A 22,269-nucleotide genomic window follows, 5' to 3' on the forward strand; every position below is an offset into this window, starting at 1 on the left:
CCTCCCGGCGCAAAGCACGCCAAACTGTTCGCGATGTCCTCGCACACCTGTTCGCGATGTCTCCGGTCCAAACAGGGGGGAGATCAGATGTCCGTCGGCCTTCGCTAGTCTCCAGCGTTGGAAGGAAGGCGCCGCCAGCGGAACCGCCAATCTCCCCCCTTGCGGGGGAGATGTCCGGCAGGACAGAGGGGGGTGTGAAGGAACGCGGCGGCAGGTGTTGGGCGGCTTCGCTCAGTCCCACTATAAGGAAGGCGCCTACGCCGCCCTCTTCCACCCATTTTTGATATGCTTATACCCTTCCCGATAGACAGCTTCCGGCGTCTCTGAAAAATCGCGCCACACCTTGGTCGCCGCCGCCAGATCCCCCAGCGAACGGCCGAACGCCTCGATCGTCAGCCAGTCGTCATAGCCGCTCTTGCGGATGGCCGAGAATGTTTCCTTCCACGGAATGTTGCCGCGCCCCGGCACGCCGCGATCATTCTCCGAAATATGGATATGCACGACATTCCGGCGGTGTTTCGTGTAGGCGCCGATCGGGTCGGCCTCCTCGATATTGGCGTGGAAGGTGTCGTACATCGCCTTGATGTGCGGCCGGTCGATGGCATCGATATGCTCGGACAGGTCCGCCATCGTGTTGAGCAGGTAGCATTCGAAGCGGTTCAGCGCCTCGAGCCCGATGGTGACGCCCTTGTTGCCGGCATGGTCGCCGATCGCCCGCTGCGAGGCGACGGAGCGCTTTTTCTCGGCAGAGGTCGGTCCGGAGCCGGAAAAGGCGCCGAGCGTCGAATGCAGCGGGCCACTCAGCGTGTTTGCGCCAAGTGCCTGCGCGCAGTCGATCGCCCATTTCATGTAGTCGACACCGGCCTTGCGCGTCGCCGCGTCGGCCGAGATCAAATTCATCCGGGGATCGCCCATGGCCGAAACCGCGGTCCGCTCCAGCCCGATGCGGTCGAGCAGATCGCCGAGCTTTTTATAATCGTCCGGCGCGCCGGCGAAGATCGGTATCTCGACGCCATCAAAGCCGGTTGCCTTGATATCGCGCAGCAGTGGTTCGTGTGCCTTCGACACGGCCGTCGTCCATAAGAACATGCACATGCCGATTTTCATCGACGGCCCCCCTCCCCTTGGATCCCCCGGACCGCCTCTATTTCAGAGCTTCGTCCACGCCCCATTCTTCTTCGACGACTTCACGCAGGCCTCGATGAAGGCCATGCCCTCGACGCCGTCCTGGATGGTCGGGAAGACGACGTCCTTGGCCGGCTTGCCGCCCTTGCGGCGTGCCGCGCGGATGGCGCGCGCGGCCTCCTGGTAGATGTTGGCGAAACCTTCGAGATAGCCTTCCGGATGACCTGACGGCACGCGGCTGACACGGCCCGCCACCGGCAGCGCGCCGGCGCCGTTGCGGGTGATCAGTTGCTTCGGCTGGCCGAACGGCGTGTACCAGAGATAGTTCGGGTCGGCCTGCACCCATTCCAGCCCACCCTTCGAACCGTAGATGCGCAGTTTCAGCCCGTTCTCATGGCCGGGCGCCACCTGGCTTGCCCAGATCATGCCCTTGGCCGGATGCGTCTTGCCGACCGGCTTGAAGCGCAGCATGACGTTGACGTTGTCATCGAGTAGCCGGCCCGGCACGAAGGCGTCGAGATCGGCCGACAGGGAGTCCAGTTCCAGCCCCGAGACGAAGCGGGCGAGGTTGTAGGCATGCGTGCCGATATCGCCCAGCGCACCGCCGGCGCCTGCCTGCTTGGGGTCGGAGCGCCACGCCGCCTGCTTCTGGCCTGTCGCGGCCAAATCCTCGGTCAGCCAGTCCTGCGGATATTCGGACTGCACGATGCGGATGTCGCCAAGCACACCCTTGGCGACCATTTCGCGTGCTTGCCGGATCATCGGATAGGCGGTGTAGTTGTGCGTCAGCACGAACACCTTGCCGGTCTTCTCGACTATCGCGGCAAGCTTTTTCGCTTCGGCCAGGGTCGTCGCCAGCGGCTTGTCGCAGATGACGTGGATGCCGGCCTCGAGGAAGGCTTTTGCCGCCGGCACATGGACATTGTTGGGCGTGACGATGGCCACTGCCTCGATGCCGTCGGGGCGCTTCGCCTCGGCCTTGGCCATCTCGGCATAGGATGCATAGCTGCGTGCGGGGTCGAGCCCCAGTTCGGCGGCCGAGGCCTTGGCACGGGCCGGGTCGGCTGACAAAGCACCGGCAACCAGCACGAAATCATTGTCCAGCCGCGCCGCGATCCGGTGCACCGCGCCGATGAAAGCGCCTTGCCCGCCGCCGACCATGCCATAGCGGATCGGGCCGCCTCCCGTTTCCGACTTCGATGCGCCGACCATATCTTGCTCCTCGCTGTTGCTCACCTCCCCCTTGAGGGGAGGTCGATCCGCGCAGCGGATCGGGTGGGGTCGTTGAGGCAGAGCTCGGCATGAACCGACCCCTCCCGGCCCTTCGGGCCACCCTCCCCTCGAGGGGGAGGGGAAACCGCGTCAGATTCCCATCATGGCGCGCAGCAACTTCTTGTCGGTAGCGCCGCCGGCGAAGTCGTCGAATGCCTTTTCCGTCACCCGGATGAGGTGATGCTCAATGAAAGGCGCGCCCTCGGCCGCACCATCCTCCGGATGCTTCAGGCAGCACTCCCACTCCAGCACCGCCCAGGAATCGTAGCCATACTGGGTGAGCTTGGAGAAGATGCCGCCGAAATCCACCTGTCCATCGCCCAGCGAACGGAAGCGCCCGGCGCGGTTGGTCCAGCTCTGATAACCGGAATAGACGCCTTGCCGGCCAGTCGGGTTGAACTCGGCGTCCTTGACGTGGAACGCCTTGATGCGCTCGTGATAGATGTCGATGAATTCTAGATAATCGAGCTGCTGCAGCAGGAAGTGCGACGGATCGTAGTTGATGTTGCAGCGCTTGTGGCCGCCGACCGCATCGAGGAACATCTCGAAGGTCGCGCCGTCGAACACATCCTCGCCGGGATGGATCTCGTAGCCTAAATCGACACCATTGTCCTCATAGACATCGAGGATCGGCTTCCAGCGCTTGCCGAGCTCAGCGAACGCTTCCTCGATCAGCCCTGCCGGCCGCTGCGGCCAGGGGTAGAGGTAGGGAAAGGCCAGCGCTCCCGAGAAGCTGACCGAGGCCTTGAGGCCAAGGTTCTTCGAGGCCTTGGCCCCGAACTCCATCTGTTCGACCGCCCATTTTTGCCGTGCCTTGGGATTGTTGTGCACTGAAGCCGGCGCAAAGCCGTCGAACTGCGCGTCATAGGCAGGATGCACCGCCACCAGTTGCCCCTGCAGATGCGTCGACAGCTCGGTGATCTCGACGCCGGCATCCGCGCAGATGCCCTTCACCTCATCGCAATAGGCCTTGGAGGAAGCCGCCTTCTTGAGGTCGAACAGCCGCGCGTCCCAGGTCGGGATCTGCACGCCCTTGTAGCCGAGACCGGCCGCCCATTTGGTGATCGACGCCAGTGAGTTGAACGGCGCGGCGTCGCCCGCGAACTGCGCCAGAAACAGCCCAGGGCCCTTCATTGTCGTCGGCATCGGCATCCTCCCTCATTTCTCTCGACCGAGCATAGCGCCGATTGGAAACAGCGCCAGCCACTTTGGTCTTTTCTCAACGGGTGCTTGCACGCACCGCCATTCTGGTATTACCAAATGTGGAAATTTGGTCAAGCCATGCAATGCGCCACCAAGACCCCAAAATCACCCGGTGCAGGCCTATATATCTCAATATAATCAAGCAAATAATCCACAGCGAAAGTTGCATCCCAGCGCTTCTTGCCGATCTGGAGAATTTGCTGTAGACCTCGCTTCAGGCCCAATTGGTCGAACCAGTTTGCGAGAAAAGGCTGGGAACGCCTTGGGGAGGAACCTTTGTGTCGCCTTTTGGCGATGCATGTCGCAGGCGAACCATAGAGACGATTTGGGAAGGACAGACCATGCATCTTTCGACGCACAACTGGATGCGCGCGGAACCCTTGGAGACGACGCTCAAGCGCATCAAGAAATTCGGCTATGAGTCGATCGAGATTTCCGGCGAGCCCGAGCAGTACAAGACCAAGGAGACCCGGGCGCTGCTGAAGGAGCATGGTATTCGCTGCTGGGGCGCGGTGACCCTGATGCTGGGCGAGCGCAACCTTGCCGCCAGGAACCAGGGCCAGCGCGAGCGTTCCGTTCAATATGTCAAGGACGTGCTGACCATGGTCAGCGAACTCGATGGCGAGATCATCACGCTGGTTCCGGCGACCGTCGGCAAGGTTGTGCCTGACGGGACCGAAGAAGAGGAATGGAAGTGGGTCGTCGACGCCACCCGTGAATGCTTCACCCACGCCAAAAAGGTCGGCGTCAAGATCGCGGTAGAGCCGCTCAACCGCTTCGAGACCTATCTGTTCAATCGCGGCGCCCAGGCACTCGCTCTGGCCGACGCGGTCAGCCCCGAATGCGGCGTCTGCCTCGATGCCTATCACATCCACATGGAAGAATTTAACGTCTATGACGCGATCCGGCAGGCCGGAAAGCGCCTGTTCGACTTCCATGTCGCCGACAACAACCGGTTTGCCGCCGGCCTCGGCCAGATCGACTGGCCGAAGATCGTCGCCACCTTGCGCGAGATCGGCTACGATGGCGCGCTGACCAATGAGTTCGTCGCGCCCGTCGACCGGACGCCGGCAGCCCCCTATCCCGACATGGTCGAGCGCAATCCGGTCGACATCTCGCCCGAACAGCTGAAGTTCATCCAGGACCACGGCTCCAGCGTGCTCACCGAGAAATTCTACACCGACCAGATGCGCATCAACGCCGAAACGTTGCTGCCGCTGATCAAGTAGTCGACTGCCTCTGGGAAATTCGCCCTTCCGCCCTGACCGGCGGCGGGGCTGGGGAAGAATATGCGTATCAAGTCCGTCCAAGCCTGGTGGATCCGCGTTCCGATCGAAGCCGCTCGGCAGCACCGCAGCGACTTCGGTCAGGTGACGACCTTCGACGCCGCCATCCTGCGCATCGAGACCGATGACGGGCTGGTCGGCTGGGGCGAAGGCAAGAACGCCGCTGGCAGTGCCGGCAGCTACGGTGCGCTCGTCCACATGCTGAACCATGAGGTCGGGCCGCAACTGGTCGGCCGCGATCCGGCCGACATCGGCGTCATATGGGAGATGCTCTACAATGGCGTGCGCCACGACAGCGCCGCGCGTGGCGGCCACGCCATGCCGCAACTGGCGCGGCGCGGCATGAGCATCGCCGCCATCAGCGCCGTCGACATCGCGCTGTGGGACATTCTTGGCAAATCGCTTGGCGTTCCGGTCTGGCGGCTGCTCGGCGGCCGCAAGCTCGATCGCATGCCGGCCTATGCGTCCGGCGGCTGGGCAGCCGCCGACGCCATCGGCGAGCAGTTGAAGTCCTATATCGCCAAGGGCGGTTTCAAGGCACTGAAGATGCGCGTTGGCGCCATGGATGGCGCGGCACACATTTCCGCCACCCGCGTGCGGGCCGCACGGCAGGCGCTCGGCCCCGATGTCGAACTGATGGTCGACGCGCACGGCACCTACACGGTGGCCGAGGCCAAGCGCTTCATCCACCTTGTCAACGATTTGGACCTCGCCTGGTTCGAGGAACCTATTATCGCTGACGACAAGCCCGGCATGGCTGAAGTGCGGGCGTCAGGTGCCGTCCCGATCGCCACCGGCGAAAGCGAGGCGACACGCTATGCCTTCCGCGACCTTGCCGTGCTCAAAGCCGCCGACATCTTCCAGCCTGATCCCGCTTTCTGCGGCGGCATCAGCGAGGCGATGAAGATCGGCACCATCGCCAGCGCCTTCAATTTGCGCTTTGCACCCCATTTGTGGGCCGGCGCGCCCTGTTTTTTCGCAGGCTTGCATGTCTGCGCCGCCTCGCCGTCGAGTTTCACCGTCGAATATTCGCTTGGCGCCAACCCGATGATCCATGATCTGGTCGAAGAGACTGTCGAAGCCAGGGACGGTATGATAGCGATCCCGGAAAAACCGGGTCTGGGATTCACCATTTCGGAGCGGTTCCTGGAGGCGCACGCGCAACGCGGTTGACGATGAAAGAAAAGAACCTCCTCGCGGAACTCGCTGCCTACCTGTTCTCCCATTCGGACAAGGAGAGCGGCCGAACGCCTTCGGAACGCGAACTGGCGGAGCATTTCGCCGTCAGCCGCGGTCAGATCCGCGAGGCGCTGGCCATCCTGGAGGCCATGCGCATCGTCGAGCGTCGAGCCAAGTCCGGTATCTACATCGACACCAAGCAGGCCAGTGTGGAGGCCATGGCGCTTTTTGCCCGCGCAGGCCTGCCGCTCGACCCGATCCAGATCTACGAGACGGTCGAACTGCGCAAGATCCACGAGATCAAGGCGGCCGAACTTGCCTGTTCGCGCGCCACCGAGGAGAATTTCGAGCGGCTGCGCGAAATCCTGAAGGCTTCGGAAGAGCGCATCGCCGCCGGTGAAGGGCTTGCCAGGGAAGACCGCGAATTCCACCTCGAAATCGTGCGCGCCACCAAGAACAGCGTCTTCCACAATGTCTGCAGCGTCTACTACATGATGGGCGAGCAGCGCCTGCCGATCTATTTCAACGACCCCGAGCGCAACCTGCGCTCGCATGCCGAGCATATCCAGATTTATGAGGCGCTGCTGCGCCGCGACGGCAATCTCGCCCAGGCGCTGATGAGCGCCCATCTTCAAGGGGCTGAGAGCTACTGGAAAGGCCTGATCGAGGGCCATGGCGAGGAGCCGCAAAGCCCGGCGCTCGAAAGAGCCTGATCGACATGGCCCGTATCCTCACGACCCACGCCCTGCACCCGCGCGCCTCGGCCATGCTCTCAGGCGCCGGCGAACTCGTCGTCGCCTCCGCCATCGATCCGGCCACGCTGGCCGCCGAGGCTAAAAATGCCGAGATCGTCATCGTGCGCGCGCCGCTGCCACCACAGCTTTTCGACGGCGCAAAGCTGCTGAAGGCGGCAATCCGCCATGGCGCCGGGCTCGACATGATCCCCATGGAAGCGGCGACCGCCGCCGGCGTGCTGGTGGCGAATGTGCCGGCGGTCAATGCCCGCTCGGTTGCCGAGCACGTCATGTTTGCGGTGCTCGCCTTGCTGCGCAACTTCCGCGCCGTCGACCGCGACCTGCGCACCAAAGGCTGGCTCGCCGGCCGCGAGCATGCCAATGCCAACAGCGAACTTGCCGGCAAAACCATCGGCATCGTCGGCCTCGGCGCCGTCGGCCAGGCGGTCGGCCATATCGCCGCGCACGGCTTCGACCTGAAGGTGGTGGCGACGACGCGCAGCATGCAGCCGGCGCCGGACAAGGTCGGCTTCCTGTCGATCGACGCCCTAGTCGAACAAAGCGACATCATCGTTCTGTGCTGCCCGCTGACGCCGGAAACGCGCGGCCTGATCAACCGTGAGCGGATCGCCCGCATGAAGCCGCAGGCGCTGCTCATCAACGTGTCGCGCGGACCGGTCATCGATGACGACGCGCTGATCGAGGCGTTGCAGAAACGCCGTATCGGCGGTGCCGCGCTCGACGTTTTTGCGACGCAGCCGCTGCCGTCGAACCATCCCTATTTCGGCTTCGACAATGTCATCATCACGCCGCACATGGCCGGCATCACCGAGGAATCGATGATGCGCATGGGCGTCGGCGCGGCGGGTGAAGCCTTGCTGGTGCTGGCGGGCAAACTGCCGGTCAATCTGCGCAATCCCGAAGTGGTCGATCACTACCGGCGGCGGTTTCCGGCCGATAGCTAAAGCATCGCGGTTTCGCCCCAATTCTCCGCGACGTTGAGCACCATGTTCGGTCTTCGCCTCAAATGTCTGACTGTTGCCGCATCTTCGCTCTGCGCCATGCCGTCATTCGCGGCCGAAAGCAGCTATGTCTATTGTGACAACGGGCTGCGCTGCTTCAAGGCGCCCTGCCCATCCAACAGCGCACTCGACCTTGCCACCGGGACGATCATCAAGGGCGTGTCGATCGACCCCCAGCGGATTGCCTCGAGCCGACAAGGCGATAACCGATCTTTCCGACGCGCTTTATGCTGGCAAGATCGTCGTCAGGGGCTCGATCGAGCAACGCACCCAGTCGATCACCGGCAAGGAGTACAATCTGCCCTGGCTGGTCGCGACCCGTATCGTACGCACCGCCAAGGACAGCGAACGCAAGCACTGTTCGTCGCGCTGATAGGCAGGTCAGCCCTGGTCACGCGCCAAGCAGCTGTTCTATTTCAGCCGCAATCCGCAGCAGGCGCCGGTCATGCCCGTTGCGCGCCACCAGCATCAATCCGGCGGGCAGCGGAGTGCCCGGCATCGGCAGCGAGATTGCGCAGAGATCGAACTGGTTGGCAACCTGCGTGTTGCGCAGCAGCAGGCCTTCGGTGCGGTCACGCAACTCGGCATCGTCAGACATCGAGACGATGGTCGGCGCCGTCACCGGTGTGGTCGGCAGAGCCAGCACATCGACCGATGCCAGCCGCTCGTCCATGGCGGCAACGAGCGCTGTGCGGCGGCGCATTGCCCTGATGTAGACAGGCGTCGGCAGCATTGCCGCCCGCGACAAAGGTCCGCTGACATGCGGGTCGACCGGCACCGAAGCCCCAGCCGCCAGCCAGTCGGCATGCACTTCGGCCCCTTCCATGGCAGCGATCGAGCCACGCTTGGTGGCGGCCCGCAAATCGGCAAGCAGATCATCGATCGATAAGCCCGCGATCCGCGCGCCTGTCTGTTCGATCTTGCCAAGGCAGCGGTCGAACGCGGCCGCCACCTCGTCTTCCGTCTCTTCGAAAAGGACGCCGCGCGGAATGCCTACGCGAAGCCCTGCAAGGGCAATCGGCGTCAGCGCGGTCGCCACCTCACCGGCCATTACGGCGTCGGCGGCGGCACACTGGGCGACGGTTCGGGCAAGTGGGCCGATCGAGTCCAGCGTGGCGGACAGCGGGAACGCACCGGCGAGTGGCACGCGTCGCGCTGTCGGCTTGAAGCCGACGACACCGTTGAGTGAAGCCGGAATGCGTATCGAACCGCCGGTGTCGGAACCGATCGATATTTCGCTCGTCGCCTCGCCGACGGAAACGCCGGCGCCTGAGGAAGAACCGCCCGGAATGCGGCTGGCGTCCACGGCATTGCCAGGCGTGCCGAAATGCTGGTTGTCGCCGATCGCGGTGAAGGCGAATTCGGTCATGTTGGTCTTGCCGATGATCATCGCGCCGGCCTGCCGCAGCCGGCTGACGATCACGGCATCGCACAGCGGAGGTGCTGCGGCCCTAAGCATCAGCGAGCCGGCCGTGGTTGGTTCGCCGGCGACATCGAACAAGTCCTTGACCGAGACGATGGTGCCATCGAGCGGCCCCAGTGTTACGCCCGCGCGCTGGCGCGCATCGCTGGCATCGGCCGCGGCACGCGCGGCTTCGGCATAGAGCTTCGTGAACACGCGCTCTTCGCCGGCACGGGCAGCGAGGCGCGCGAGAATGGTTTCCAGATGATCACGAACGGATTGCATTTTCGGTGTCGGACTCCGGACGTCTTGAACGTCCTTGGGGCATGGATTGCCGAGACTTAACCCGGCGCAGGCGGTTTTGCACCCTGTCTAATGCGAGGAAAAATCCGATGCTCTACAAAGGCAGCTGCCACTGCGGCAAGGTCGCCTTCGAATTCAAGGCCGAACTGACGGGCGCCTTGCGGTGCAATTGCTCGATCTGCTCGCGCAAGGGCGCCCTGTTGTGTGCCATCCCGCACGGGACCTTGCAGGTCCTGGCCTGGGGCGACGATCTCGGCACCTACACATTCGGCAATCATGCCATCGCGCACCGGTTCTGCCGGGCCTGCGGCATCCATCCCTTTGCGGAGGATGTCCGCGAAGGCAGCGAACGCAGTGCCTACATCAACATCAACTGCGTGGCCGATCTCGACCCCTCGACCCTGTCGGTTTTCGATTTCGACGGGCGGTCGGCCTGAGTTTGTTCGCCCCTGCCATCACAACGGCAGCGGCCCGAGAACCGTGACAGTTCTCAGGCCGACGCGCAGTGTCAGGGAAGCCTGATCGCGTCCAGGCTACTTGGCGCACTTCGGGCCGCGCAGGAACACCACGATGGCCGCCAGCAGTGTCGCCGCGCCGCAATAGGCGAAGGCACTGGCCACGCCGGCATGGTCGACCAGCAGGCCGCCGAAGACGGCGCCGAGCGCGATCGCCACCTGGAACGTCGCCACCATCAGTCCGCCGGCGCTTTCTGCCTGATCGGGCGCTGCCCGCACCAGCCAGCTCTGCAGCCCGACCGGCACCGCGCCGAAAGCAAAGCCCCAGACCGCGACGGCGGCAGCGGCGATCGTCGGCGAAGCCCCGAAACCCAGCATCGAGGCGGCGGCCAGTGCGATCAGCAACGGCGCCAGCGCAACGGCTGCCTTGAGGCTGCGCTCGGCCAGGATACCGCCGGCGACATTGCCGAAGAAACCGCCAATGCCATAGGCCAGCAGCACCAGCGAGATCGTCTCGATGTCGAGCACGGGGACCTTCTCGAGGAAGGGACGGACATAGGTGAAGCCGGCAAAGTGTCCAGAAGCGACCAGCAGCACGACCAGCAGCGCCACCCTGATCGACGGACGCTTCAGCACGTCGAGCAAGGTGCGGAAGCTTGCAACACCCACGGGGGGCAATTTCGGAATGGTGGCCAGCTGCACCAGCAGCGCCAGGGCGGCGACGACGGTCGCAATCATGAATGCCGTGCGCCAGCCCCAGATGTCACCAACGTAAGCGCCGACCGGCGCCGCGCAGACGGTCGCCAGCGAGACGCCGGTCAGGATGATCGACATGGCGCGCGGCATCAATCGCATCGGCACCAGCCGCAGCGCCATCGCTGCCGACATCGCCCAGAAGCCGCCAAGTGCTACGCCGAGCACGACACGGGCAAGCAGAAGCACGGGCAGCGATGAGGCAAAGGTGGCCAGAAGATTGGACAGGATCAGGAATACGGTCAGCATCCACATCACCAGCCTGCGATCCATACGCCTGGTGATGATGGCCATGGTGGGTGCGGCAATGGCTCCGACGATCGCGGTTGCCGTCACCGCCTGTCCGGCCACGCCTTCGCTGACGCCGAGATCGCGCGCCATCGGCGTCAGCAGGCTGGCGGGGAGAAATTCAGCGGTGACGAGGCCAAAAACACCAAGTGCCAGCGAAACAACGGCGCCCCAGGCCGGCTCGGTTCGTTCGTCGGAGTCCGCAGGGTTCAAAAGTGTGGCGTCGATGACGCCTGTCGCCTGTTCGGCCATGGTCAGTCTCCGAGTGGTTTTGCAGCGCAGCATTTGGCTGCAACGCAACATAGGGAGTGACCACCTGGAGTTTCCATGCTAGAAACCCCATCATGCTTGACAATTCGTCCAAAATTCCGATCACTGGCGACCCGCTCACCGACATTTTGCGCGGCTTGCGCCTCGATGGCGTCGAATACGGCCGCTTCGAACTGAAGGAACCCTGGGGCATTCAGTTTCCAGCCCAGCCAGCGGCGCGGTTTCATTTCATCGGCCGCAAAGGCTGCTGGCTGAAGCAGCCATCCGGCGAATGGGTGGAACTCAAGGCAGGCGACGCGGTGCTGCTGCCGCGCGGTGCGGCGCACGTGCTGGCCAGCGAGCCCGGCGCCCAGGCCTGGCCGATCCACGGCTACGAAGTCGAGGAGGTCTGCAAGGACGTCTACTGCATGTCGAACGAAGGCATGTCGGAATGCTGCCGGCCGGGAACCCTGTTGTTTTGCGGCAGCATGTACTTCAATCTCGATGGCCTGCATCCCCTGCTCGGCATGATGCCGGATGTGATGCGCACGCATGAGTTGGAAGCCGATGAGCCCGGCATTCCGCATCTGCTGGAATCGATGGCGCGTGAGGTGACGATGGAGCGCGTCGGCTCCGGCGGCATCCTGGCGCGGCTGGCCGACGTACTGGCCGCCACCGTCATCCGTTCATGGGTCGAGCGCGGCTGCGGCGACGCCTCCGGCTGGATCGCCGCCGTCAGGGACCCGGAAATCGGCCGCGTGCTGGCCGCCATCCATCTCGAGCCAAACCATGACTGGACGGTCGAGTCGCTGGCCAGGATGCTGGGCGCCTCGCGATCGGGATTTGCCGATCGCTTCGCCACCATCGTCGGCGAAACCCCGGCAAAATATGTCACCCAGGTCAGAATGCATCAGGCACGGCAATGGCTGGTCCGCGACCGGATTAAGATCTCCGTCGTTGCGGCGCGTCTCGGCTATGAATCGGACGCCGCCTTCAGCCGCGCCTTCAAGCGCGTCATCGGCTCGGCGCCCAGCCATCTCCGGGCCGAGGAACAGGCCGATATCCGCCAGGCCAGCTGACGCACAGGGTTCCGAACTCAGCTTGACAAAGGCAGCACCCAGTTCGGCGGTCCCGGCAGTTTTTTTGCCGGCAGCTTTTCGCGATAGGAATTTTTTCTTGACTCGGTGACCTCAGCTATGCTACATTTTTGCCCATGGTGCTGATTTGCGCCGGTGACCCGCCGCACAGGTGGGTTTTGCGTCTGATGCTACGTCAGCCGACGCCCCGGCGGAGGAACCCGTTGGCCCGAGTTTGTTGCCCCTGAGCTGACGCATGGAGGCCGTGACGGACTGGTGATTCCAGGCTAGAAAAATCCGCATGGTTTTCACCTCGCCCAAGACTGGCCTGCCGGCCTCGGACGGTCCGCTAACCGACATCTTGCGCGGATTGTGGCTTGATGGCGTCGACTATGGCCGCTGCGAACTTTCAAACCCATGGGCCGTGTTGTTTCCTGCCCAGAAGGCAGCAAGGTTTCACTTTATCGGCCGCCGCCAATGCTGGCTGTTTTCGCCAGCCGGGGAATGGATTGAGCTGACACCCGGCGATGCATTGCTCTTGCCGCGCGGTGCCGAGCATGTCGTTGCCAGCGCGCCTGGCATTCCGGCCGTGCCGATCGAAAGCTACACTGTCGAGCCTTTGCAGGACAATGTCTTCAATGTCTCCAACGGCGGCCACGGCCCGAAAACCTTGCTGTTTTGCGGCAGCATGCACTTCAACCTGGACGGGTCGCACCCCTTGCTGGGCATGATGCCGGACATGATGCGCGCCAAGGAATTGATGGCTGGCGAGCCAGGTATTCCGCATCTGCTGGAAGCTATGGCCGGCGAAATCACCATGAACCGGGCCGGCTCTGGCGGCATGCTGGCGCGACTGGCCGACGTGCTGGCTGCAAGCATCATCCGTTCCTGGGTAGAAAACAGTGGCGGCGACACCAGAGGCTGGACCGCGGCGATCAAGGATCGCGACATCGGCCGCGTACTTGCCGCCATTCATCTGCAGCCCGACAGGAACTGGACTGTCGAAGCGCTGGCGCGCGAAATGGGCGCCTCGCGATCGGCCTTCGCCGAACGCTTCACGGCCATCGTTGGCGAAACACCGGCGAGATATGTCGCCCGGATACGCATGCACCAGGCGCGGCAATGGCTGATCGACGATCGGATGCGGGTTTCAGTGGTCGCCGCCAGACTGGGTTACGATTCCGAAGCATCGTTCAGCCGGGCGTTCAAGCGCATCATAGGCATCGCGCCCAGCCACCTGCGCACTGTCGACGGCACCTCCGAAAACCGCTGAGGCGATCCCGGATCCGCGGCCGTGGATTGCCGGGTCTGGATGAATTGCCGGGTCTGGATGAATTGCCAAGCCTTCCGGACGCAATGCCATTGCCGGGCCACCCGCATGTAATAGCTTGCCAGAACCAAGCAGCGAGAGGCCGGCGTCCAGTCGGTCCGAAGAGGAGAACCAATGCCAAATTATCCGAAGGTCATCGCACTCGCCGTCATGCTTGCGGTTCCCGGGCGCGCCTTTGCCCTCGAGGACAGCTACCTGCCGGCCGACAAGATCCCCTATGTGGCGGAAGTACCCGACCAGCCGCATCGTCTTGGCCTATTGTGGGGCGAGCGGGCCAAGGGCCCGGCAGGAACGTTGCTGAAGGTTCCCGGCAACTGGCGTGCACCGGTCCATGCGCACACCGCGGATTATCGCGCGGTGGTCATAAAGGGGCTGTGGGCGCACTGGCAGATGGATGGCGGCGAGGCGACCAAGGTCGAACTGCCTCCTGGATCCTATTGGACCCAGAAGGCCGATGAGATGCATGACGACGCCTGCGTCTCCGACACGGAATGCGTGATCCTGCTAATCAACGACACACCCTACGAAACCTACTTCCAGAAATAGGCTCGGATGCAGCCTATGAGGCGTGTCGCAAGCTGACGCCGCTGCCCTTGTCGAACAGCACCACCTTGTCGGGGTTCCAGGCAAAGCGCACCGCCTGCTCGATGGCGACGTCAGTCCTGGCCGGCACGGTGGCACGCAGCGTCGCGTCGCCGACGCGCAGCGTCAGGATCTTTTCGACGCCGTGGTTCTCGACGTCGTGGACACGCGCCTCGACCGGCGCGCCGCTCTCGAGATAGACGTCCTCGGGACGAATGCCGAAGACGAGTGGGCGACCGTCGGTCGCCGCACCCGCCTTTAGCCCCCCAAAAGTTTTGGCTCCCCCTGAAAATGGCAGTTCGAAATTCAACGGCGCCATCACCGCGCGGCCGTTCACGAGCTTGCCGTCGATGAGGTTCATCGGCGGCGAACCGACGAAGCTCGCCACATAGGTGTCGCGAGGATTGTTGTAGATCTCGTGCGGCGTACCGGTCTGGACGATGCGGCCATGGTTGAGCACGCCGACCTTGTCGCCCATCGACATCGCCTCGATCTGGTCGTGGGTGACGAACAGGAAGGTGGCGCCGAGCTGCATCTGCAGGTTCTTCAGTTCAGTCCGCAGCGCCTCGCGCAGTTTTGCGTCGAGCGCCGACAGCGGCTCGTCCATCAGGAACACGCGCGGCTTGCGCACGATGGCCCGGCCGATCGAGACGCGCTGCATCTCGCCGCCGGACAGCCGATCCGTCTTGCGGTCGAGCAGATGCTCGATCCGCAGCGTACGGGCGGCACGGTCGACGCGATCCTTGATCTCGGCGTCGGGCAGCCGGCGGATTTTCGGCTTCAGCGGAAACTCGAGATTTTCGCGCACGGTGTAGCGCGGATAGAGCGAGTATTGCTGCAGCACCAGCGCCACGTCGCGCTCGGCCGCACCCCAGTCGGCGACGTCGACGCCGTCGATGAAGACCTGGCCTTCGCTCGGCTTTTCCAGGCCGGCGATAAGCCGCAGCGTCGTCGTCTTGCCGGCGCCCGTCTCGCCCAGCAGCACGAAGAACTCGCCATCGGCAATGTCGAGATCGAGCCCGGTGAGCGCAGTGTGGTTGCCGAAGGTCTTCGAGATGTTCTTGAGCTGGATATGGGCCATCAGAGTCTCACCTCAAGCGACTTGCCGCTTGCCTTGTCGAAGAAGTGCGCCTGGGTCGGGTCGATCCTGGCGAAGACCCTTTCACCGGGTCCGGCAACGAAGCCGCTCTTGGTGCGGGCCCGCAGCAACTCGGTTCCGACCTTGAGATCGACGATGTCGAAGGAGCCGAGCGGCTCGACGATATGCGTGTCGACAGGCACGAAGCCCTCGGTCGCCTCGCGCCGAATGAGCACGCCCTCCGGGCGGATGCCCAGCGCGAGCTGCCGCCCGGCATGGCCGTTGAGCTTCGACAGCAATGCCTGCGGAAATTCGAAGCCGGAAGCCGCGCCGCCGACCGTTACCGAGACCGCGGATCCGGTCTCGGCGACCGCGGCATCGGTGACATTCATCACCGGGCTGCCGACGAATTGCGCCACGAACAGATTTGCCGGCTGCGAATAGACCTCGTCGGGCGTGCCGACCTGCTGCAAGACGCCTGCGTGCATGATGACGATGCGGTCGGCCAGGCTCATGGCCTCGATCTGGTCGTGCGTGACATAGATGGTGGTCGAGCCCTGCTTGATGTGCAGCCGCTTGATTTCCGCGCGCATCTCCTCGCGCAGCTTGGCGTCGAGCGCGCCGATCGGCTCGTCCATCAGCATGGCCTTCGGCCGCCGCACCAGCGCCCGGCCGATGGCGACGCGCTGCATGTCGCCACCCGAGAGCGCCGACGGCTTCTTGTCCAGCAGGTCGGTGATCTGCAGCGTCTTGGCGACGGAGCGAACCTCGCTGTCGATCTCCGTCTTGCTCTTGCGCGTGGCACGCAAGGGGAAGGCGATGTTCTCGTAGACGCTCATATGCGGATAGAGCGAGAACGACTGGAACACCATGGCGATGTCGCGGTCGGCGGCCTTCAAATGCTGTACCGGCTTGCCGTCGATGAAGATGTCGCCCTCGTCGATGGTTTCCAGCCCGGCGATGGCGCGCAGCGTTGTCGTCTTGCCGCAGCCCGACTGGCCCAGCAGCACGATGAACTCGTTGTCGGCGATCTTGAGGTTCAGGTCCTTGATGACCTGGACGGCGCCGAAGAATTTCTGGACGCCGCGAAGCTCGATCTGGGTCAATGCTGTGCTCCCGGATTGCGCACCTGGCCGGTGCCGGCCTTTTCCTCGGGCGCGATCTTGGAGGTTACGTTGAAGCCGACGAGTCCGATCAGGATGATGGTCAGGCCATAGGTGTGCAGCAGCATGCTCCAGGGCTGGCAGAGCGCGATGATGCCGAGCACCATCAGGATCTGCGATCCGGGCTCGAGGTATTTCTGGTTGATGGCGCGAAAACTCATTTGCGGATCGCTCCGAAGGACATGCCGCGCAACAGATGGTTGCGAAGCAGGAAGGTGAAGATGGCGACCGGCAGCAGGAACAGGAAGGTTCCGGAGGCGATCACCGTCCAGTCCGGCAGGCCCGAACCGACCTGGCTCGGGATGAAGGGAGGCGCGGTCTGGGCGCGGCGGTTGGTCATGATCAGCGCAAAGGCGTATTCGTTCCACGCGGTGATGAAACAGAACACGGCGGTGGCGGCGATGCCCGTGGCGGCCTCCGGCAGCACGATCTTGAAGAACGCCTCCATGCGCGTGTAGCCGTCGACAAGCGCTGCCTCCTCATACTCCTTCGGGATCTCGTCCATGAAACCCTTCATCAGCCACACGGAGAAGGACAGGTTGAAGGCGGTGTAGAGAATGATCAGGCCCAGATGCGTGTCGTTGAGCCCGACTGCCCGGTACATCAGGAACATCGGAATGGCGACCACCACCGCCGGCAACATGCGCGTCGACAGGATGAAGAAGAGCAGGTCCGCCTCCCCTTTCACCTTGAAGCGCGAGAAGCCATAGGCGGTGAATGTCCCCATGCCGACCGCCAACACCGTCGAGGTGATGGCGATGATGAGCGAGTTCAGGAAGCGGCTCGGATATCCCGACCATTGCACCTGGCCCTTGCCGTCGCGCACGATCTTCTCGCCGCCGTCGAACACGACGCGCTCCCACCACGGGGCGGCGGCATATTCTTCAGCCGACGGCGGGCTGCGCAACTGTGAGCGCTTTGTGAAAAGTTTGACGAAAGGCGAGATGGTCGGCTCGAACATCACGGTCGGCGGGATCGTCGTGGCCAGGTTGCGTGGCTTGAACGAGGTCGCCACGATCCAGTAGATCGGCGCCAGGAAGATGATCGTCACCAAAAGGACGGCGACAATAGCGACCTTGTTGAGCGCCCGTTCACCCGAAGTCTGGACGGCCGCCATCTCAGCGCTCCTTAACTTTGTTGAGGTATTTCACATAGATGTTGGTGATCGCCAGCACCATGATCAGCACGATATAGGCAAGCGCGCAGGAGCGCCCTGTCTGCCATTCCTGGAAAGCCATCTTGTAGAGACGGATGGAAATCACCTCGGTGCTCGGCTGCGTCGAGAGCACATAGGCAAGATCGAAAGTCTTGAAGGCTTCCATGGTGCGGAAGATGACCGCGATCATCAGGATCGGCGCGACCAGCGGCAGCGTGATGCGGAAGAAGGTATAGAACGGCCCGGCGCGGTCGATCGCGGCAGCTTCATAAAGATGCTTCGGCACCGCCGAAAGCCCGGCGAGCGACAACAGCATGACGAAGGGCGACCACATCCAGATGTCTGTGAACGCGACCGCGTAGAGCGCCATCTTCGGATCGCCGAGCCATTGGAATTTGCCGAGGTCGAGCACGTAGTTGATGACACCCCAGGACGGATCGTAGAGCAGTTTCCAGAACAGGCCGACCACCGCCATCGAAAGCATCATCGGCAAGAGCAGCAATGTCGTGATCAGGCCCTTGAGCGGAATGGTACGATTGAGCAGCATCGCCGTTCCAAAGCCGACGACAACCTGACCGACGACCGAGACGATGACGTATTTCGCGGTCACCGCGAAATTGTTCCAGATATAAGGGTCGCTGAGGAGTTCGCGATAGTTCTTCAGTCCGACGAAATTGGCCGGCGCATTGGTCGACGCGCGGAAGTCGGTGAAGGAATAGCCGAGCGAATAGATCAGCGGAAAGATGTTGAAGACGATCAGGAACACGATCGTCGGGATGATGAAGAGGTTGCGTATCGAAATGTCGCTGAGGCCGCGAGAGGCGGCTCTGGAGGAGGTATTCAGCGGTGTGATCATTGTGGTCGCCAAGACCTGCTCCCATTCCTGAAAAAGAAAACGGAGGAGGCACGGGCCTCCTCCGCACTACATGTCGGTTATTGGCCGCGGCCGTATTTCTTGAACGTGGCGTCCCAATCCTTCGCCAGCGCATCCAGCATTTCCTTGGCCGTACCATCGCCATTTACGATGTACGGATAGACACGCTGGTTGAGCTGCTGCAGCAGTTCCGCATATTCCGGCACCGCCCAGAAGTCCTTGACCTTGAACATCGTGTCGTAGAAGGCCTTGTTGTAGGGCGTGGCGTTCTGGAACTCGGCCGATTCCAGCACGGCCTTGTTGCAGGTGTAGCCGCCGAGGGCTGCCCACTTCTTCTGCGTATCGTCCTGGATGAACCACTTCAGGAATTTCATCGCCTCTTCCTTGTTGTTGGAATAGGAGACGACGGAAATGCCCTGGCCGCCGAGCGCGGCGAATTGCTCACCACCTGGACCTGCCGGGTTGGCGAAGAAGCCGGTGTTCTTGGCATGCGGGTTCGACGCCTCGTTGATCAACGAGGGGAAGAAGGCGAAGTAGTTCATGCTCATCGCCGCCAGGCCTTCGGTGATGGCCTGGTTGTTCTCGACGAAAAAGGCGTTGGTCCAGCCCGGAGGCGTGAAGCCGAACAGCTTGCGGTAGTTTTCTGCCGCGGCTACCGCCTTGTCCGAGTTGATGATGCCGTCGACCTTGTAAGTGCCGAAGTCGCCGAGCTCACCGCCATACGAGAACAGCGCGTTCTCGAAGCCCATCGCCAGGCCGTCATACTGGTTCTGGGTGTAGATGGCGATGCCGTAGCGGTTCTGGTCGGGCCTATTGAAGAACTCCGCGATGTCGGTCATTTCCTTGAAGGTCTTGGGAACGGCAAGTTCGTAGCCATACTTGGCCTTGAACGCTTCCATTTCCTTCGGGTCCTCGAACCAGTCCTTGCGGTAGGCCCAGCCCACTGCGTCGCCCTCGGCCGGGATAGACCAGTATTTGCCGCTGTTGCCGGGATATTCGGAGTAGAACTTGACCGTCGCCGGAGCCATCTTGTCGAGAACCTGGTTCTCTTTGACGAAGTCCGTGAGGTCGACATAGTGACCGCCCTCGGAGGCGGCACCAAGCCATTGCGAGTCGCCGACGACCAGGTCATAGGCGCTGCCCTTGGCGTTGAACTCGGTGAAGGCCTTGGTCTGGAAATCGGCCCACGGGGTGGTTTCCACCGTGATCTTGACGCCGGTTTGCTTCTCGTACTCGTTGCCGAGTTCCTGCAGATAGTTTGCGGGATCCCATTCAGCCCAGAAGATGGTGAGTGACTTTTCCTGCGCGTAAACGGACGTTCCGCAGGCAAGCGTTAAGCCGATACCAGCAAGTACGCTGGTCACTAACTTGCGCATAATGATTTCCTCCCTTGTGCGCGTTCTACCTTATCGTGCGAGCCGGCAACGTGGCCGGCCCTGGTAGTTCCTCCCGTGATCGCACCTTTCCGGTTTCGAGCCTCCTCGCCCCGCCGGAAAATGGATCGCAGCCCTCACTTTCGATCCGCATTTCTGATCCAATCTGGTATTACCAATTTTGCATGCACGTCAAGCCCTTTCTTGGCAGCTTGACATGGCCATTGCCATGGGATTCCCGCTTTATCTGCCTGTTTTACCAAGATTTTCCTACTCAGTGATATGATTGGGTATTGTCCGATACTCCACCCAACGGCTAAGATCGGTAGTGTGCATGCCAATCTGGTCGAACCAGTTAGGCTCTATTTCATGACTGCCTTCGGATCGAGGCTGCCTCCTTCATCGACCGATTCCGCGACTGCCGCACGCACCAGCGCCCCGGCCGCCCACTGTGCGACCGCCCTCGTCCGGCGGCTCTCCAGCCCCCAGATATCCTTGAGCACGATCAGCACCTCGACACCGAAGATAAGCGACAGCGCCTGCGCCAGCCGCTGGAAGTCGCGCGGCGGCAAACGGCCCTTGAGCGGCGCGATCGCATCTTTCAGCAAGTCGATGCGATGGCCGCGCGTGAAGGCGGGCTCACCGCCCAGCGTGCCGGCCTGACGCCGCGCCCATTGATCGAGCGACAGCTTCAGTGCTGCCTTGAACGTGGCTTCGAAGGCCTCGATGCGCGGCATGGCCGTATCGAACAGCTCGGCGACCCGGCGCTCGGCATCGGCGGAGGTCGATCGCCAGGTGAGGATTGGCCCCAGCCCCTCGTCGACGACGGCCTGCACCAGTGCCGACTGGCTCGGGAAGTAACGATAGGCGGTGGCGCGGGAAACCTCGGCCGCCTCGGCGACCTCGCTGACCGAGGGCGTGACGCCCGCCTGCATCAGCCTTGTTGCCGTCTCCAGCATCAGCCGTTTCGTCCTCGCGCGCGGCCCACGTTCGGGCATTGGACCAGTTGCCCGTTCAGCGTCGTCGCTCGCAGCGGATTGTTGACGTGAGACATTCATGCCAATACGATACGCGCGTCTCAAAAATTTGCAATGGCGTCCGCATCGTCGAGCGGCCCGGGCAATGAGCGATGGAGGCGGCATCGCGCCTGCCAGGATTGGGGGAGCGCAATGAAGCGTATCTATGTGGTGGGTACCGCGGACACCAAGGGCGAGGAACTCGCCTTCCTGGCCGATGCGATCGCTGCTGCGGGCGCCCTCGTTAGCCGTGTCGATGTCGGAACGCGCGGCGCAACCATACCTGTCGATATCAGCGCGAGGGAAATCGCCGACCATCATCCCGGCGGCCGTGACGCCGTGCTCGGCGGCAATGATCGTGGCGCCGCGGTCGCCGCGATGGGCATCGCCTTCGCCCGCTTTGCCCAATCGCGCAACGACATCGCAGCCATGATCGGCATCGGCGGCGGTGGCGGCACATCGATCATCACGTCGGGCATGCGCGCCCTGCCGCTCGGCTTGCCCAAGATCATGGTCTCGACGCTCGCCTCCGGCGATACCGCACCCTACGTCGATGTCTCCGACATCATCATGATGCCGGCGGTGACAGACATGGCCGGACTGAACCGGCTCTCCCGTGTCGTGCTGCATAATGCGGCTCAAGCCATATCAGGCATGGCGGCCAGACCGGCGCCGCCGCCAGACGGCCGACCGTCGATCGGCCTCACCATGTTCGGCGTCACCACGCCTTGCGTGACGGCCATCGCCGACCAGCTCCGTTCTAGATATGACTGCATAGTCTTCCACGCCACCGGCACAGGCGGCCGCAGCATGGAAAAGCTGGCCGACAGCGGCTTGCTGTCCGGCGTCGTAGACATCACCACGACCGAAGTCTGCGATCTGCTGTTCGGCGGCGTGCTGCCGGCGACTGACGATCGTTTCGGCGCCATCGCTCGCACGGGGCTGCCCTATGTCGGCTCCGTCGGCGCGCTCGACATGGTGAACTTCTGGGCGCCTTCGACCATCCCGGAGCACCATCGCGATCGGCTGTTCTACGAACACAATCCCAATGTCACGCTGATGCGCACCACGGCGGACGAATGCCGTGCGATCGGCGAGTGGATCGGCACCAGGCTCGCCCGCTGCGGGGGGCCGGTGCATTTTCTCATCCCGGAAAAAGGCGTCTCGGCGCTCGACATCGAAGGCGGCGCCTTCTTCGACCCGGAAGCCGATGCCGTTCTGTTCGATGCCATCGAGCGCACCATCGAACCCAACGGCAAGCGCCGCGTGACGCGCTTGCCGCTGCACATCAACGACCCGGAATTCGCAAAGGCTGCAACATCAGCCTTCCTCGACATCGCCAGACAGTGA

At 62.9% G+C, this 22,269-nt stretch carries 22 protein-coding genes; 10 read left to right on the forward strand and 12 right to left on the reverse strand.

What is annotated here, in order from left to right; genetic code table 11:
- Positions 1–255 precede the first annotated feature (255 nt).
- From NKJ04_RS31065 to NKJ04_RS31075, 3 genes are all read right to left on the reverse strand, one after another.
- Positions 256–1,107: a sugar phosphate isomerase/epimerase family protein gene (locus tag NKJ04_RS31065; RefSeq protein ID WP_352555928.1), complete on the reverse strand. Its 852-nt coding sequence runs from the start codon at positions 1,105–1,107 to the stop codon at positions 256–258.
- Positions 1,108–1,149: 42 nt separating this feature from the next.
- Positions 1,150–2,337 (reverse strand): Gfo/Idh/MocA family protein, encoded by a 1,188-nt coding sequence (locus NKJ04_RS31070; RefSeq protein WP_127295124.1) that lies wholly within the window; start codon positions 2,335–2,337, stop codon positions 1,150–1,152.
- Between the two features lie 150 nt (positions 2,338–2,487).
- Positions 2,488–3,543, reverse strand: coding sequence for a sugar phosphate isomerase/epimerase family protein (locus NKJ04_RS31075; protein ID WP_352679512.1), 1,056 nt, complete (start codon positions 3,541–3,543; stop codon positions 2,488–2,490).
- A 398-nt stretch (positions 3,544–3,941) separates the two neighbouring features.
- On the opposite strand from NKJ04_RS31075, the gene NKJ04_RS31080 reads away from it, so the two are divergent.
- The 5 genes from NKJ04_RS31080 to NKJ04_RS31100 all read left to right on the forward strand — a co-directional run bounded on the left by NKJ04_RS31080 (position 3,942) and on the right by NKJ04_RS31100 (position 8,194).
- Positions 3,942–4,829 carry a sugar phosphate isomerase/epimerase family protein gene (locus tag NKJ04_RS31080; RefSeq protein WP_023812461.1) on the forward strand — a complete coding sequence of 296 codons (888 nt, stop codon included), beginning with the start codon at positions 3,942–3,944 and terminating at the stop codon, positions 4,827–4,829.
- A 60-nt stretch (positions 4,830–4,889) separates the two neighbouring features.
- Complete coding sequence (locus NKJ04_RS31085; protein WP_023812460.1) at positions 4,890–6,059, forward strand: mandelate racemase/muconate lactonizing enzyme family protein; 1,170 nt, start codon at positions 4,890–4,892, stop codon at positions 6,057–6,059.
- A 2-nt stretch (positions 6,060–6,061) separates the two neighbouring features.
- Complete coding sequence (locus tag NKJ04_RS31090) at positions 6,062–6,778, forward strand: FadR/GntR family transcriptional regulator (protein ID WP_023812459.1); 717 nt, start codon at positions 6,062–6,064, stop codon at positions 6,776–6,778.
- Between the two features lie 5 nt (positions 6,779–6,783).
- Positions 6,784–7,764 (forward strand): hydroxyacid dehydrogenase, encoded by a 981-nt coding sequence (locus NKJ04_RS31095; protein ID WP_352679516.1) that lies wholly within the window; start codon positions 6,784–6,786, stop codon positions 7,762–7,764.
- A gap of 238 nt (positions 7,765–8,002) precedes the next feature.
- Positions 8,003–8,194, forward strand: coding sequence for a hypothetical protein (locus NKJ04_RS31100; RefSeq protein ID WP_352679519.1), 192 nt, complete (start codon positions 8,003–8,005; stop codon positions 8,192–8,194).
- An 18-nt stretch (positions 8,195–8,212) separates the two neighbouring features.
- Here the strand turns inward: NKJ04_RS31100 and NKJ04_RS31105 are convergent, their stop codons facing one another.
- On the reverse strand, positions 8,213–9,508 hold the full coding sequence (locus NKJ04_RS31105) for an amidase (RefSeq protein WP_352679522.1): 1,296 nt from the start codon (positions 9,506–9,508) through the stop codon (positions 8,213–8,215).
- A gap of 107 nt (positions 9,509–9,615) precedes the next feature.
- On the opposite strand from NKJ04_RS31105, the gene NKJ04_RS31110 reads away from it, so the two are divergent.
- Positions 9,616–9,963: a GFA family protein gene (locus NKJ04_RS31110; protein ID WP_023812455.1), complete on the forward strand. Its 348-nt coding sequence runs from the start codon at positions 9,616–9,618 to the stop codon at positions 9,961–9,963.
- Positions 9,964–10,059: 96 nt separating this feature from the next.
- Here NKJ04_RS31110 and NKJ04_RS31115 read toward each other — a convergent pair whose 3' ends face one another.
- Positions 10,060–11,274 (reverse strand): MFS transporter, encoded by a 1,215-nt coding sequence (locus NKJ04_RS31115; protein ID WP_023812454.1) that lies wholly within the window; start codon positions 11,272–11,274, stop codon positions 10,060–10,062.
- 92 nt (positions 11,275–11,366) lie between these two features.
- Here NKJ04_RS31115 and NKJ04_RS31120 point away from each other — a divergent pair, with 92 nt between their 5' ends.
- From NKJ04_RS31120 to NKJ04_RS31130, 3 genes are all read left to right on the forward strand, one after another.
- A complete protein-coding gene (locus tag NKJ04_RS31120; protein ID WP_023812453.1) occupies positions 11,367–12,350 on the forward strand; it encodes an AraC family transcriptional regulator in 984 nt (327 codons plus the stop codon).
- A 298-nt stretch (positions 12,351–12,648) separates the two neighbouring features.
- Entirely contained in the window at positions 12,649–13,620 is a 972-nt protein-coding gene (locus tag NKJ04_RS31125) for an AraC family transcriptional regulator (protein WP_352555941.1), read from the forward strand.
- A 171-nt stretch (positions 13,621–13,791) separates the two neighbouring features.
- Positions 13,792–14,223: a DUF4437 domain-containing protein gene (locus NKJ04_RS31130; protein ID WP_023812451.1), complete on the forward strand. Its 432-nt coding sequence runs from the start codon at positions 13,792–13,794 to the stop codon at positions 14,221–14,223.
- A gap of 13 nt (positions 14,224–14,236) precedes the next feature.
- On the opposite strand, the gene NKJ04_RS31135 is transcribed toward NKJ04_RS31130, so the two are convergent.
- From NKJ04_RS31135 to NKJ04_RS31165, 7 genes are all read right to left on the reverse strand, one after another.
- On the reverse strand, positions 14,237–15,340 hold the full coding sequence (locus NKJ04_RS31135) for an ABC transporter ATP-binding protein (RefSeq protein ID WP_023812450.1): 1,104 nt from the start codon (positions 15,338–15,340) through the stop codon (positions 14,237–14,239).
- On the reverse strand, positions 15,340–16,443 hold the full coding sequence (locus tag NKJ04_RS31140; RefSeq protein ID WP_023812449.1) for an ABC transporter ATP-binding protein: 1,104 nt from the start codon (positions 16,441–16,443) through the stop codon (positions 15,340–15,342). Before NKJ04_RS31140 ends, NKJ04_RS31135 begins: the two co-directional genes overlap by 1 nt.
- The gene (locus tag NKJ04_RS31145) at positions 16,440–16,661 is read right to left on the reverse strand and encodes a hypothetical protein (RefSeq protein ID WP_127293505.1); all 222 of its coding nucleotides are present in this window, start codon (positions 16,659–16,661) and stop codon (positions 16,440–16,442) included. The genes NKJ04_RS31140 and NKJ04_RS31145 overlap by 4 nt, the downstream gene beginning before the upstream one ends.
- On the reverse strand, positions 16,658–17,617 hold the full coding sequence (locus NKJ04_RS31150) for a carbohydrate ABC transporter permease (protein ID WP_013529496.1): 960 nt from the start codon (positions 17,615–17,617) through the stop codon (positions 16,658–16,660). Before NKJ04_RS31150 ends, NKJ04_RS31145 begins: the two co-directional genes overlap by 4 nt.
- 1 nt (position 17,618) lies before the next feature.
- The gene (locus tag NKJ04_RS31155; protein ID WP_013529495.1) at positions 17,619–18,524 is read right to left on the reverse strand and encodes a carbohydrate ABC transporter permease; all 906 of its coding nucleotides are present in this window, start codon (positions 18,522–18,524) and stop codon (positions 17,619–17,621) included.
- A 65-nt stretch (positions 18,525–18,589) separates the two neighbouring features.
- Positions 18,590–19,906, reverse strand: coding sequence for an ABC transporter substrate-binding protein (locus NKJ04_RS31160; RefSeq protein ID WP_127293507.1), 1,317 nt, complete (start codon positions 19,904–19,906; stop codon positions 18,590–18,592).
- Positions 19,907–20,265: 359 nt separating this feature from the next.
- Positions 20,266–20,961: a TetR/AcrR family transcriptional regulator gene (locus NKJ04_RS31165; RefSeq protein ID WP_352440815.1), complete on the reverse strand. Its 696-nt coding sequence runs from the start codon at positions 20,959–20,961 to the stop codon at positions 20,266–20,268.
- 111 nt (positions 20,962–21,072) lie between these two features.
- On the opposite strand from NKJ04_RS31165, the gene NKJ04_RS31170 reads away from it, so the two are divergent.
- On the forward strand, positions 21,073–22,269 hold the full coding sequence (locus NKJ04_RS31170) for a Tm-1-like ATP-binding domain-containing protein (protein WP_352440814.1): 1,197 nt from the start codon (positions 21,073–21,075) through the stop codon (positions 22,267–22,269).

The sequence above is a fragment of the Mesorhizobium sp. M0618 genome, from assembly GCF_040320765.1.
Lineage (GTDB): Bacteria > Pseudomonadota > Alphaproteobacteria > Rhizobiales > Rhizobiaceae > Mesorhizobium.